The organism is Rhizobium sp. C104 (assembly GCF_022354505.1).
GTDB classification, from domain to species: Bacteria; Pseudomonadota; Alphaproteobacteria; order Rhizobiales; family Rhizobiaceae; genus Rhizobium; species Rhizobium redzepovicii.
Window position 1 is genome coordinate 120,569 of sequence record NZ_CP092347.1, and the last position, 13,651, is coordinate 134,219.

Sequence of the window (13,651 nt, forward strand, 5' to 3'; positions counted from 1 at the left end):
TTCCGTTGTGAGTGAAGTCATTACCAGTCCTCTCTAGAAAGCCGTGCGCCGGGCCGTCATGAATACGTTGACGAGGAGCGATGCCACGAGGATCAGGCCGAAAGCCATTTGCGTCACGAACCCCGTCACGCTTCCGAAGCTGAAGGCGGAAAGCAGGTACGAGATGAGGAACATGTTCAGCGCACCAAGCGTGGCCCCCAAAGCTCCTCCTCTCCCGCCAGCCAGGTTTGCGCCACCGAGCACCAGGGCGGTAACCGCCTGGAGCGTGTAGCTGCTTCCCTGGGTAGGATCGCCAGAAGAGATCAATGCCGTATAGCTGAGCGCGGCAAGGCCGACGAAGACGCCGCCGAGGAGATGGGCGCAGATGCGTACGGTGTCGACTTTCACCCCGCTCGTGTAGGCCATCCGTTCGTCAGCGCCTGTCATGCGAAGGTGGGAGTAAAAGGTGGTCCGGCGCATAACGGCCCAAAGAGCCAACGCCGCCAAGACGATGATCAGCACCGGAGATAAGATCGTCGTTCCTGCTCCCCACGTCATCATCCAGTCCGGCGCAACGCCGCCCGGCCTTGACATGACCATGAGGTTCAAGCCTGAAAGGACGAGGAAGCTGGAGAGCGTGACGATGATGGGGGCGACCCGGACGTAGATGATGATGAGCGCCTGCAGCAACTGATACAGTGCGCCGACTGCCACCACCCAGCAAATCACTGCGAGCGGAGACGTGTAACCCCTTGCTGAGAGCCAGCCGATCAGGGTGACGTTCACGAAACCCATCAGCGGGCCAACGGAAAGGTCGACCGAACCGCGGCCTGCCATCACGATCGGTGTCAGGGCCAGCGTCGTGAGGATCAAAGGTGCTGCGACGATGATTGCTCCGCCCATTCCGGTTGCGGTGAACAGCCGCGGCGAGAGCACGGCTGCGGCGACGAGCAACACTCCGAAAAGAACGAGCGGTACGGTCAGCGACCTGTCGAGCGCAGGAAATCCAAAACGTTGCGACATCAGTGTGCCTTTCTCTCTTTGGAGAATTCCATGGTGTCGGCAACCGAGCGGCCGAACATTGCAGCGAGAATGGTTTCTTCGTTGATGTCGGGGCCGTCGAGGGAACGATGGATGCTCCCTTTGTGAAAGACATCAACGCGATCGGCGAAACCGAGAAACTCTTCGATCTCGCTTGAAAGGTAGATTACCGAGCCGCCACCTTCGGCAAACAGCCGAAGCTCGCGATACAGGTCGCGTTTGGTGTTGAGGTCCACGCCTCGAGCAGGGTCGTTAAGAACGATCACTCTGGGATCATTGGCGAAGGCACGACCGATCAGGACCTTCTGCTGGTTACCCCCGGAAAGGGACGTAATGCGGTTGTCCGGGTGCCCGATCTTGACGCGGAGCCGCTCGACCTCCCGGGCAAACGTCTGCTTCAGCCTTTTACGCCTGATGACACCGAACGGCCCCAGGTTCTTTTGGTAGATACCGATGGCGAGGTTCTCGAAAATGCTCTGCTGTGGGAAAATTCCTTCCCGCTTCCGGTCTCCGGATACGTACACAATGCCCTTATTCGCGGCGTCGTCGAGCGTGCTGACTTTGACGAGACCGGTGCTTTCCCGATCCAGGATCCGGACCTCCCCTCCGAACGGCGACATAATCCTGGCGACCAGTCGCACGAACGCGTCCTGGCCCTGGCCGTCCAGACCCGCAACGCCCACGATAGATCCCTGCGGAAGGACGAAGTCGAAGGGTTGCGATGCCTCTTGGGGGCGCGCGCCATGCACGGAAAGAACCTCCTTGCGATCACCCGACAGGCCCGCTGCAGACGTTGAAGCGGCGGCGGAAATCTGGCGGTCTTGAGGGGTCATCATGCGGAGGAGGTTCGCCTCGGTGATCTCGGATTTCTCAAGGACACCGACGGTGAAACCGTCTCTCAGTATTGTCGCCCGGTCGGCGATACGGACGAGCTCAGCGATGCGGTGCGTGACGATGATTACCGCGCACCCCTCGGACCGGAGCCGATCGATCTCTTCGTGGAGCCGGACGGTCGCGTCGAGATCGAGTGCAGCCGAGGACTCGTCCAGGATCAAGACCTTGGGTTTCCTCAGGACGGCGCGGGCGATAACGATCCATTGCTTGATGCTGAGCGGAAGATCACCGACGTTCTGCCTGAGATCGATATGCTTTCCGACCAGGCGGTCCAGAAGGCTTTGCGCAACGCTTCCACGTTCCTTGGAGGATTTCCGAAGCGAGAACAGGTCCTCGCTTCCCACGAAAAGGTTGTCGAGGACACTTGCCTCATCGGCGACAAGGACTTCCTGGAAGATCGTAGCGAGACCAACCTCTTTGGCATCGACTGGCGAGGTGATGGACTTGCCAAGGATTAGGACAGATCCTCCATCGGCAGCGATAACGCCGGACATGATCTTCGCCATGGTGCTCTTGCCGCTGCCATTCTCGCCAACGATCGCGTGCACCTCTCCTGCCCTGGCGACAAAATCGCATTTCTTCAAAGCCTTCGTTTCGCCAAACGATTTGGCAACGGCCGTCATGCTTACGGCGACGTCATTCGTCATGCCCATCCTCCCTTTAGGCAGCAGCAAATCGCGCCAGGGCATCCGATGCCCGGCCTCTTGCTGGATTGTGACTGCCGTCTTTGAATGCTCCGAGTACTCACCCGGCGAACTGCAGAATGACAGATTGTCTGCTAATCTGTCAATAGAGACGTCATGCCCTTGTCGGGATGTCGAGTTGGTTTCGATGAAATCACGATGATATGGTCGCTAGACGCCCCGATATTTGCGAAAGCGCGTTGGCACGCACCTGACGTCCGGTCAGTGGTTCTCAACCGGAACTCGTCCGCCAGATCGGAAGCGATCTGGCGGCCTCCGCTATCAAGCCAAGACCAAAGCGCTGTTGAAGGTGTCCGGTCATGGGAATTACCATCGCACCCACTCCGATGAAGGCGACCGTTTCAATTGGGGGATACGTCACAGCCCAACCTCCACGCTTCGAACGCGGCAAGTGCCACTCGATTTAGCCCCTTCACGGGCGTGCCCGGGCAAACCGCACTCATTGTCGATCAGCCCATAGGGGCGCGCAACCGTGAAAGGATCACGGGAATTCTTCGAAGTTTTCCTTCGCGGGGTCGTGGGCAAGCCACGGCGTGGCGTGGGACAGCCAGACGTTGGACATAGGAACTGAACCAGGATCAGTGTCAAAAGTGCCTGCCCGCAGCACCTTCATCTCCGGGTTGGCAGGCCGTTCGGCATAAACGTGCGAACCACACCGTGAGCAGAACCACCTCAGTTTTCCAGGCGTCGACTCAAAGCTGTGAAGGACGTCATCGCCGGAAATCAGATTAAAGTTCTCACTCTTCACCTTGGCGGCAGTGTTATGATCGGCCGCATGGGACTTTCTGCACGTCTGGCAGAAGCAGTTCCACATCGGGCCGTCCAGTTCCGACACTTCGTACTGGACCGCTTTACATTGGCAAGATCCGAGGATCGGCATCTTCAAAATCCTTTCATTGCTTTATCGAGTTGTGGCGGTCGCGCGCTCGCGGAAAGCCACCGCTTCAGGTTCCGTGCAGCCTGCCGGATTCTGTCTTCATTCTCCACGAGAGCCAGCCGTACGAATTCGTCACCCATCTCGCCGAAACCGATACCAGGCGAAATCGCGACCTGTGCCTTCTCGAGCACGAGTTTCGAAAACTCCAGCGAGCCAAGGTGTCGGAAATCCGGAGGTATCTTAGCCCATGCGAACATCGTCGCCGCAGGAGCTGGAACGTCGAAACCGGCATCGGCAAAGGTCTTCACCAGTGTATCTCTGCGCGTCTTGTAAATGTCTCGGGCCCGCGCGGCGTCCTCCCCGTCCGAGTTTAGGGCATGAGCGGCGGCGACTTGGATTGGCGTAAATGCTCCGTAGTCCAGGTACGATTTCACGCGCGTCAACGCCCGGATGAGGCGTTCGTTGCCCACCGCAAACCCAACGCGCCAACCGGGCATAGAGAATGTCTTCGACATCGAGGAGAACTCGACGGCCACGTCGATCGCGCCGGGGACTTCGAGAACAGACGGCGGCGGCGGACCGTCGAAATAGATTTCAGCGTAGGCGATATCCGACAGAACGATGAGATCGTGCTTCTTCGCGAAGGCGATGACGTCCTTATAGAAGTCGAGCGTCGCGACGCGAGCGGTGGGGTTCGACGGGTAGCTTATGATGAGCGCCAGAGGCTTCGGTACCGAATGCCGCACCGCCATTTCGAGAGCTTGGAAGAAGGTCTCATCCGGCTCGACCGGTACCGACCTTATCACGCCCCCTGCCATGACAAATCCGAACGTATGAATCGGATAGGAAGGGTTCGGACAGAGAATGACATCCCCGGGGGCGGTTATGGCCTGCGCCATGTTCGCAAACCCCTCCTTGGACCCGAGCGTTGCAACAACCTGGGTATCCGGATCAAGCTTCACATTAAACCGGCGGGCGTAATACGCAGCCTTGGCGCGGCGAAGCCCGATAATGCCCTTGGAAGCCGAATAGCGGTGCGTGCGCGGATGCTGCACCGCTTCGCATAGCTTGTCCACAACCCAGCTTGGCGTGGGAAGATCGGGATTGCCCATTCCAAGATCGATGATGTCGACTCCGGCCGCGCGCGCGCTGGACTTGAGACGGTTCACCTGGTCGAAGACGTAAGGAGGCAAACGCTGTATCTTGTGGAATTCCAACTTCTGGCTCCTTATCGTAGGTCCTCCGCGCCGACGGATGAAGCCGGCGCGGAGGTCGCTGGACAACTTGGGAGGTCGTCGATTACTTCTTCGGGCGCCAGGCCAGCGGATCTTCCGGGCGCTCGAAGTACTGTGCTGCTACGTCCGCGGGCCACCATGCGTCGCCCTTGGGCTCGATCCACGCCGTGGAGTTCGGATCGCAATCTTCCGGAATTGCTTCCTTCACATCGTCGATCGTGTAGGGAAGAGCCGGTCGCAGGATCGACTGGATCTTCGGCCCCTGGCCTTGGAGTGTCCTCATCATCACGTCCCACACCAGGCGAGCATCGGCCCGCGGCGGCCAGAAATGGAAGCTCTGGCTGATGAAGTCGGGATTGTTGCGCCAGTAGCACGCCGCCGACGCCTCGCCGCCGAGGACGATTGGCATCATGTCGCGCCCGGACTGCTGGACCGCGTTGACGACACCGTTTTCCGACGCCGACTGGACCAGGATACCTGCGATTTCGGTAGGGTTGGTCGCGAGGAATTTCTGGACTTCGACCTGGGCGACCTGATCGGTCCACTTGCCAGCGACATCGCCCACGACGGTGATGTCCTTATACTCGTCGAACGCCTTCTTGGCACCGACATTGAAGCTGTCGGACGATGCGAAGCCCGGGATGCCTGAAACCGTCAGGACGTTGCCCTTACCGCCGATTTCCTCCGCCAGCCATTTCGCGGCCGTGTAACCGCCCTGGGTGTTGTTTTCGGTCGCATTGATCGCGTAGGGCGATGTCACGTAACCCGAGAAGGAGAAAACCGGGACGCCCTTGGAATGCGCGTATTCGATGGTCTGGTTGATGGCCGTCACGTTCGAGCAGCAGATGATGATGGCATCGACGCCGTCGTCGACCATCTGGCGCATCTGCTGGATTTGCGTCGCGTCCTTCAGGTCGGACTGCGTGACGACAAGGTCAGATACCAGTCCAGCCTCCTTGTATTTGGGAAGCAGAACCTCGTTCATTTCAGTGAGGATCTGGGCACGCCACGTGTTGCCGGCATAAGTGGACGCGTAGCCGATTTTCCACGGCGGCGGCCGCTTCGCCACAAAATCCTTGAGCGGCGTACCGCCGAGGGGAATTGCCGGGTCCACGAGCTGGTAAAGCTGCTTCTGGTCCGGTGGTAGCGAGTTCTAATCCGTCCGCGAATGCGGCGGTGGTCATCAGGCCTAGCCCGATGATCACGCTCAATGCGGTGTAAACCTTCTTCAGCATGTGTAGGGTCTCCTCCCCTTCGTACATCCGCTACAGCAGTCGACGCCGTTGGCGTCGAGCCACGGAATTGGTGAAACGTGTTTCGATTTCGGATCGGTGGCGGGCGGCTTAGCCGCCCGCGGAACGGTCAGTTCCTGAGGCCAGCCTGTTTCAGCAGGGGCATGACGCGGTCGTTGAAGAACGGCAGTTCTTCGTTGTAGTCGACCATTGTGAGAAGCGCGCCGTCGACGCCCGTATTGCTCAACGCGACGAGCTTGTCGGCGACCTGTTCCGGCGTTCCGACGATCGGGTAGCCGCCCCAGCCAGCGATAAAGCGCTCCTTGAACTTCTGGTACATCTCCGCCGAGTGGTTCTGTGACTGAACCTGGAGAACCTCGCAGATGTTTTCGCAGGCTTCCCAATCGCCCTTCTGGTTCACGTAGTAGTCATAGTAGTCCTGGGCTTCCTTTTCGGTCTCGCGAACGACGACCGGGCACGCGGTGAAGGTTCCGAGTTCGCGCTTGTATTCCTCGCGAGCCAGTTCCTTCACCTTCTTCACCCAGGCTGCGCCCGATTCCATGTCCTGCATGAAGCCGAAGTTGAAGTCGCAGAACTTCGCGGTGAAGTGCAGGCCCTTGCCCGAGGAGCCGGCGCAGATGAGGACCGGGCGGCCCGTCTCCTTGTTATAGGGCTTCGGCTCGCTGAACGCGTCTTTCACCTTGAGGAACTGGCCGTCATAGGTGACACCGTTCTTCTTCCACAAGGTGTCAACGATTTCCATCCATTCCGTGGCATATTCGTAGCGGGTGTCGTGTTCCATCATCGGAACGCCGAACATCTCCATTTCCGGGGTAAACCAACCCGTCACCAGGTTCAGGCCGTATCGGCCCTTCGAAATATTGTCGATCGTCGTCGCCATCTTCGTCGCGACGATCGGGTTCAGGGTCGGGATATGCGTCGTCGAGAAAAATTGCAGCTTCGTGGTCACGGCAGCCAGGGCCGCGGCCCAGGTGAACGTGTCCATGTTCACGCCGTTGAAGTTCGTCGGCCCGCCGAAACCGCGCCACCGGGCGATCGGCACCATGCATTCCCACCCAGCCGCTTCGAGCTTTTTGGCAATTTCGACATTATGTTCGAAAGTCGGTTCGAACGTTGATTCCGCGGTGGTGATGGCGCATGCGCTCGAACAATTTGTTCCAAATACGCCAAGCTTCAGCTTGTTGCTGTTAAACATCGGGTTTCCGGCGGCGCGGAAATCATCGCTGGTCGTCATATTGAAGTCTCCTCCACAGAGTTGGTCTGTTCCCGGCCCGAAGGTCGGGGCACCGATTAGATGCCCATGTCCTCGAAGACTTCCTGTGCGACGCGGAAGCTGTCGATCGCCGCGGGCACGCCGCAATAGATCGCGACCTGAAGGAAAACTTCACGAAGCTCGTCCTTGCTGAGGCCGTTATTGATCGCGCCGCGAACGTGCAGCTTCAACTCGTGGGGGCGGTTAAGGGCGGAAATCATGCCCAGATTGAGAAGGCTGCGTGAACGGCGGTCGAGGCCGGGCCTGTTCCAGATCTCGTTCCAGCAATACTCGGTGACAAGCTCCTGCATCGGCCAGTTGAACTCGGTCGCCTTGTTTACCGAAGCGTCGACATATGCACCGCCGAGAACCTCCCGACGGGTCTGCAGACCCTTTTCGAACCGTTCACTGACGGGACGCCCATTCACTTGCGATTTCACATCGGTGGCAATAGTCACGGATCAAACTCCTCATTATCGGCCGAAAGGCTGGTGGATGTGATAGGCCGAAAAAGCTCGGCCAAACGTTTCAGGCGGCAGCATCGATCAGCGCTGCCGATCTAACCAATTTCCCGTCCTCGTAGAGGAGCGGGGCAATATTCTCGATAAACCGGGCCTCGATAACTTCCCCTAGAACGACATCATGGGTGCCGACGGAGACTGCGGAGTTGAGGCTGCAGACGAATGCGGCCTGGGCGTCGCCGAGGATGGGAACGCCGCCAGCCGTGATCCACTCACCATGCGCGAACCTCTCCTCTCCCTTCAGTTTTCCACTAAACAGCGGAACCAAAGGCGCATGGCTAAGATGCAGCATGTTGACCGCGAATTTTCCCGTAAGCTTGAGTGGGCCGCTGATCGAAGCAGATTGGTTGATGCAAACCAGGAGGGTCGGCGGGTCAGCCGTCACCGACTGGACGGCGGTTGCAGCCATTCCGTAACGGGCACCTTCCCATTCCGTTGTGATCAGGCAAATTGTCGATGTGAACCGGCGCAAAGCGGTCTTGAACGCCGCTTGCGCTGCTATTTCAGCACCAGCCATGGTTACCTCCCCAAGTCATTTGATAGCCAAGATAAGCAGATTAGCAGACAATCTGTCAACACGTTTTATTCGTCATTGACAGATTGTCTGCGAAAATGTTTTCTCGATACAGCGAAAGAGGAGACGATTATGGATCTGGAATCGAAAGTATGTGTGGTGACGGGGGCTGGCAGCGGGATCGGGCGCGCTACAGCTGAACTGTTTGCGCGCCAGGGCGCTAAGGTTGGCGTCGTCGACGTCAACATCGATGCCGCACGAGACGTCGCGCGAGAAATGGGGACAGGTGCGATCGCGTTAAAGGCCGATGTGTCTTTGTCCGCCGAAGTAGAGGCGATGGTTAGGTCAGTTAAGGAAAAATGGGGGCGTATCGACGTTCTCGTCAACAACGCGGGGTTCGGAATGACCGGAAACGTCACGACCATCGCCGAATCCGACTGGGACCGGATCATGGCGGTGAACGTGAAGGGGATATTCCTATGCTCGAAATACGTGGTTCCCATCATGGCGGAACAGGGCAGCGGATCCATTATTAACACGACCTCATACACGGCCGTGTCAGCCATCGCTAACCGCACGGCCTACGTGGCGTCGAAAGGCGCGATCTCGGCACTCACGAGAGCCATGGCACTGGACCACGCAAAAGACGGGATCCGCGTCAACGCTGTCGCCCCCGGAACGATCGACTCTCCCTATTTCACCAAGATTTTCGCCGAAGCGGCAGACCCGCAAGCCCTGCGGGAAGACTTCAACGCCCGTGCAGCCCTGCACCGGATGGGCGACCCGGAAGAGATCGCCGAGGCGATGCTTTTTCTAGCTTCGGACCGCTCGCGGTTTGCGACCGGAAGCACTCTCACCGTCGACGGAGGATCGTCGATCGGGAACCACTTGGTGCGCTAAAGCACATGGGTGCTGATGGGTGCCTCCTTCTTGACCAAGGGGAGGCACCTTTACTGTGGCAACTACATGTCGGAAACACAGAGGCCGCGGCGGGAAGATAGAGATCACGCGCAAGGCTGCGTGATCAGGACCCTGCGATGAGGCGCCGCTACGGCATTTTTTAAACGCATCGCCGCGCCTGATCCTTCACTCAGATATCGCGGGAATTTTTCCAATTTCTTACCGGAATTTCTCGGGAGCGTGAGGATGCCGCCCCCGATGCCGGCTGTGTCATCGCCGGGACGCCAATTGCGAAGCCTCGGTAGGCGCCCGCCCACTTTCAAATTTGATCGCCCGGCGTGTTGCACCGAGCGACCAGAGTCACTGCGACCGCTTAGCGCGCGGCTTGCCGTACGAACTCGAGCCCTTTTACAAGATAGCTCCGAAAGAAATTCGGGTGTTCGCACATGGGGAAATGACCCAGCCCATCCATGACGAGGTGGAGGCATCCCGGAATAAGTTCGGCGAGCCTGGCCCCATCCGTCGGAGTGGCTGAGTAGTCATAGTCGCCCGAGAGCAGCGCCACCGGGGTGCGCGACGGGTCAATCCGGGGAGTTGTCACTGCTCCGTCGAACTCGTCGCTGTAGAAGGAAAGATCGCCTGGGTAAACTCCGGGTGCTCCCTGCGAATAGATCCAGCTTGACCTCCTGCGGTCCCCTGCGGGGCTGAGTGGGCTCATGATCCCTCTGACATACGCCGAGTTATGAAGTGAGCCGTGTACGTTTACGTTGTGCTGGTATGGGTTCCGGCGTCCCTTGGAGCGGAAAGGTGGCTCGATCGCCACGATCCCGAGGACATGCTCCGGCCGTTCCGCGGCGAGAACCAGCGACATTGCCGCGCCCATGGACCCACCCGCGACAATCGCCTTTTCGCGAACCACCTGTTCGAGTATGGCCGTGCACCATTTCAGGTACAGCGATGCCGTGAGCTTGTAGGGTGCGCCGTCCCATGTCAGCGGCGGCATGGACCGACCGTGGAATGGTAGGTCAACCGCGATCAGCCTGTAGTTTTTCGCAAGCTCGGTGTCCGCCAGCTGAGGCAAGAATTGGCGGCTATCCGCTCCGGCGGTGTGGAGAAACAGGACCGGCACCCCCTCGCCTGCTTCTTCGTAATATATTTCATGGGGGACGTCATCGATATCGACGACGGCATACTGCCCCCGGATTTGACGCAGGTCGCGTTGCGCATGCTCCGCTTTCATCTCGGGGGACGTTACGACGAGCTCAATCACCCGTTCCAGAGCCGGGCGTGCTTTCGCGAGGGCGAGCGGTGAGCCGGCGATCTCGAAGAGAGGGTTTGCAAGCTGTAACGCCGTGAAGGAATGAAAGGTGGCGGGCGGCGGCGTCATCAGAAGCTGCTCCCAGGCGTCTGCAGTGGCCCTCACTGTCACCTGGGGGTCATCGCTTTCCCCCAGATCGCCGCGCCGCCTTCAGCGAAATTGAGGGCGATCACCTGATCGCCGACGTAGAAGGCGATGTCCATTGTCAGGTCCGGAGTGAGCCGGGGCAATTCCGGATCCCCAAGAGCCTCCGCCATGCGGGACCGCAATTCATTAAAAGTGCCCAAAGCAACCTCCCTGTTCGAACGAGCGCCAGGCCGCACGCGTCGGCAGCGCCATGACTTCGAATAAGCAGATTATCAGACAATCTGTCAATACCGGCTGTTGCCGCTTCCTTTAATCGCCGTCGTTTTCGGAGGTTTTACGAAGGTAGTCCAGTGCGACCTTAGCCGCCATGTCGATGTGGTACTTGCAGGCTGCGGCGGCTTTCGCTCCGTTTCGGTCAGTAATGGCCGCAGCGATCTCCTTTATCTCTTCCACACTGTGGTTCAAGCGCCCCGGCTGCGTCATCGACGTCATGCGCAGAAGAGTTACCCGATTGTGGAGCGATGTCAGCATTTGCTTGACGAAGACGTTTCCACTCCCTTGCATCAGGCAATCGTAAAACGCGGTTTTCGCCTTGATGAGCCTGCTCCCACCGCCGCTTGCCGCCGCTTCCGCAAACTCAGCAACCGCCTCATTGAGTGTATGGATATCCTGGGCGGTTCCGTTTTCAGCGAATTCCTTTCCGGCATAGCTCTCTAGCAAAGCCCTGACGCTGTAGAGCTGAGCGGCTTCTTCGTAAGTGATAGTGCTGACGACGGGACCGCGGTGCGGATAGCTGGTAATGAGGCCCTCGGCCTCGAGTTGTCGAAGCGCCTCGCGGATTGATGTCCGTCCTACACCGATCGACTCGCAGAGTTCTCGCTCAACGAGGCGCTGACCCGGCTTGAAACGGCCGCTTGATATCGCCTGCCGCAGTTTATCTTCTACCTGAGTGCGCAATGTGGCACTCTGTCGTGCAATCTGTAAATCCATATCACCCATTGGATCCAAAAGTCCGTTTTACCAAGGCCGAAAGCGGCCGTGCAAGTCATGGTACTATATGGTGGGTTATCCTGGTGAGACAACCCGATTGTCTGACAAAAGCGAAGAACGCCTCAGCTTTATCTCTTACCGGACATTCCACGCGTCCCCATTACCGTAGAACCTTTGCAAAAGCGAGATCGGGTGACAGCGATGGAAAACCCGTCAGGACTGCGGGATCATGGCCTGGAACAAGTAAGCCGGACGGTCCTGATAGTTCACGGAGCGTTCGGTATCCCTCCAGTACGTCGGCGTAATCGGCAAAAAGCGGAAAGACGTCGTCATGCTCCAGATAGCGTTGAAAATGGAGTGCGTCCGATGCGATGACGACGACTTCATCGCCATCGTCCAGCCTCACGACCTGAAGGCCTTTGGAATGACCGCCGACGAGATGGATGGTGAGTCCCTCCATAATCTCGCCGTTCCCGTCGTGGAAGCGCATTCTGCCGGAAAACGTCAGGCGGACCGCATCAACGACGGCGTCCACTGCGAAGGGACGCCGAAGACGATCATGGCACATGCATCGTCCTGTACCGTAGGCCATCTCCCGATCCTGCAAGTGGAACAGGGCTTTGGGGAAGTCCACAAGGTTTCCCGCGTGATCATAGTGGAGATGCGTGATAACGACGTCGGTAATGGACGATGCGGAAATCCCGAGCTGGCGAAGCGCCTCGACCGGATGGATCAACATGGTCCTCCCGCGCCTTTCAGCCTCCTGCGGGCTAAACCCGGTGTCAACCAGGATCAGACGTTCACCATGGCGGATCAACCAGACGAAATACTCGATCCTGCCCGGGGCGTCGTGGGGATCTCCTGCTTCCAGGCCGAGTTCGCTAACGGGCCGAACCGCAGTGCCGTAATGTATCGCCAGGACTTTCCAGTCGTTCAAATTCTCGCTCCTTCCGCAGGCTCAGGGAACCAGCAGATGCCGGATCACCTCGCCACGGTCTAACCGGTCGAAGGCCTCGTTGATTTCCTCAAGCGGGCCAGTGCTGGACAGCAGTCTCTCCACGGGCAACCTGCCTTTGAGGAACAGGTCGATATAACGGGGAATATCGCGCGAAGGCACGCAGGACCCCATGTAGCTGCCTTTGATGATGCGTTCTTCCCCGACAAGAGGAAGCGGCGAGATCTCGAATTTGGTGTTCACGTTCGCCAGACCCGCTGTGGCTGTCGTGCCGCCGCGCCGCGTAATGCCATAAGCGGTTTCGAACGCTTTGCTCGACCCTGCCATCTCGATGGCGTAGTCCACTCCCCCGCGTGTCGCTTCCTTGACCTCGCCGACCACATCCGGCGAGGTTGCCAGGAAGGTACGCGTCGCGCCCAGCGACCTAGCCAGCTCAAGCTTTTCCGGCATCAAATCGATGGCGACGATCTCGCTTGCTCCGCTGGCCACCGCTCCGAGGACCGCCGACAAGCCCACGCCCCCAAGGCCGATGACGGCGACCGACTGTCCCGGCTTCACGCCACACGTGTTTACGACCGCACCGACGCCTGTCATGACGGCGCATCCGAACAGGGCCGCCATCGTGACGTCCACATCTTTGGTGATCTTGACGACCGAGTGCGCCGACACGATCGCGTATTCCGAAAACGCCGATACGCCGCTGTGATGGTTGATATCGTAGCCGCGAAGACGGATATGCTTGCTACCGTTCAACAATGTCCCGGCGGCGTTTGCGCGATAGCCAGGCTCACAGAGGCTAGCGCGTCCTCCCGCGCAGTAATCGCAGTGTCCGCAGATCGGCAGGAACGACATCACGACGTGATCGCCAACCTTCACTGTATCGACACCGGGTCCGATTTCTTCGACGATGCCGGATGCTTCATGCCCCAACGCGACAGGCAGCGGGCGGGGCCGGTCGCCGTTTATCGCCGACAGGTCGGAGTGGCACACACCAGCGGCCTTGATTTTGACCAGGACCTCAAGATTGCCCGGAGGCGTCAGATCGACGGTCTCGACACTGAGAGGTCGCGAACTTGCATACGGCTTGGGAAGCCCTGACTCTCGGAGAATGACGGATTTCATCTGCATTGT

The 13,651-nt window shown here is 58.8% G+C and carries 11 protein-coding genes and 2 pseudogenes; 1 reads left to right on the plus strand and 12 read right to left on the minus strand.

The window, feature by feature from the left end; translation table 11 throughout:
- Positions 1–33 precede the first annotated feature (33 nt).
- The 8 genes and pseudogenes from MF410_RS00560 to MF410_RS00595 all read right to left on the minus strand — a co-directional run bounded on the left by MF410_RS00560 (position 34) and on the right by MF410_RS00595 (position 8,273).
- Positions 34–1,002 carry an ABC transporter permease gene (locus MF410_RS00560; protein WP_064843756.1) on the minus strand — a complete coding sequence of 323 codons (969 nt, stop codon included), beginning with the start codon at positions 1,000–1,002 and terminating at the stop codon, positions 34–36.
- Positions 1,002–2,561 carry a sugar ABC transporter ATP-binding protein gene (locus tag MF410_RS00565; RefSeq protein ID WP_064843758.1) on the minus strand — a complete coding sequence of 520 codons (1,560 nt, stop codon included), beginning with the start codon at positions 2,559–2,561 and terminating at the stop codon, positions 1,002–1,004. The genes MF410_RS00560 and MF410_RS00565 overlap by 1 nt, the downstream gene beginning before the upstream one ends.
- 538 nt (positions 2,562–3,099) lie before the next feature.
- Positions 3,100–3,498 carry a GFA family protein gene (locus MF410_RS00570; protein WP_064843760.1) on the minus strand — a complete coding sequence of 133 codons (399 nt, stop codon included), beginning with the start codon at positions 3,496–3,498 and terminating at the stop codon, positions 3,100–3,102.
- A gap of 2 nt (positions 3,499–3,500) precedes the next feature.
- Entirely contained in the window at positions 3,501–4,727 is a 1,227-nt protein-coding gene (locus MF410_RS00575) for an LL-diaminopimelate aminotransferase (RefSeq protein ID WP_170961509.1), read from the minus strand.
- A 67-nt stretch (positions 4,728–4,794) separates the two neighbouring features.
- Positions 4,795–5,965: pseudogene (locus MF410_RS00580) on the minus strand (ABC transporter substrate-binding protein).
- A gap of 127 nt (positions 5,966–6,092) precedes the next feature.
- The gene (locus MF410_RS00585) at positions 6,093–7,217 is read right to left on the minus strand and encodes an LLM class flavin-dependent oxidoreductase (protein WP_064843766.1); all 1,125 of its coding nucleotides are present in this window, start codon (positions 7,215–7,217) and stop codon (positions 6,093–6,095) included.
- 56 nt (positions 7,218–7,273) lie between these two features.
- Complete coding sequence (locus MF410_RS00590) at positions 7,274–7,693, minus strand: carboxymuconolactone decarboxylase family protein (protein ID WP_007636445.1); 420 nt, start codon at positions 7,691–7,693, stop codon at positions 7,274–7,276.
- 70 nt (positions 7,694–7,763) lie between these two features.
- Positions 7,764–8,273, minus strand: a complete 510-nt coding sequence (locus tag MF410_RS00595) for a flavin reductase family protein (RefSeq protein WP_064843768.1) — start codon at positions 8,271–8,273, stop codon at positions 7,764–7,766.
- 129 nt (positions 8,274–8,402) lie between these two features.
- On the opposite strand from MF410_RS00595, the gene MF410_RS00600 reads away from it, so the two are divergent.
- On the plus strand, positions 8,403–9,170 hold the full coding sequence (locus MF410_RS00600) for an SDR family oxidoreductase (protein WP_040114027.1): 768 nt from the start codon (positions 8,403–8,405) through the stop codon (positions 9,168–9,170).
- A 373-nt stretch (positions 9,171–9,543) separates the two neighbouring features.
- Here MF410_RS00600 and MF410_RS00605 read toward each other — a convergent pair.
- From MF410_RS00605 to MF410_RS00620, 4 genes and pseudogenes are all read right to left on the minus strand, one after another.
- Positions 9,544–10,745, minus strand: a pseudogene (locus MF410_RS00605) (alpha/beta hydrolase).
- Positions 10,746–10,884: 139 nt separating this feature from the next.
- The gene (locus MF410_RS00610; protein WP_007636440.1) at positions 10,885–11,574 is read right to left on the minus strand and encodes a GntR family transcriptional regulator; all 690 of its coding nucleotides are present in this window, start codon (positions 11,572–11,574) and stop codon (positions 10,885–10,887) included.
- Positions 11,575–11,725: 151 nt separating this feature from the next.
- The gene (locus MF410_RS00615; RefSeq protein ID WP_064843771.1) at positions 11,726–12,502 is read right to left on the minus strand and encodes an N-acyl homoserine lactonase family protein; all 777 of its coding nucleotides are present in this window, start codon (positions 12,500–12,502) and stop codon (positions 11,726–11,728) included.
- Between the two features lie 21 nt (positions 12,503–12,523).
- Positions 12,524–13,648 carry a zinc-dependent alcohol dehydrogenase family protein gene (locus MF410_RS00620; RefSeq protein WP_064843773.1) on the minus strand — a complete coding sequence of 375 codons (1,125 nt, stop codon included), beginning with the start codon at positions 13,646–13,648 and terminating at the stop codon, positions 12,524–12,526.
- Positions 13,649–13,651 lie beyond the last annotated feature (3 nt).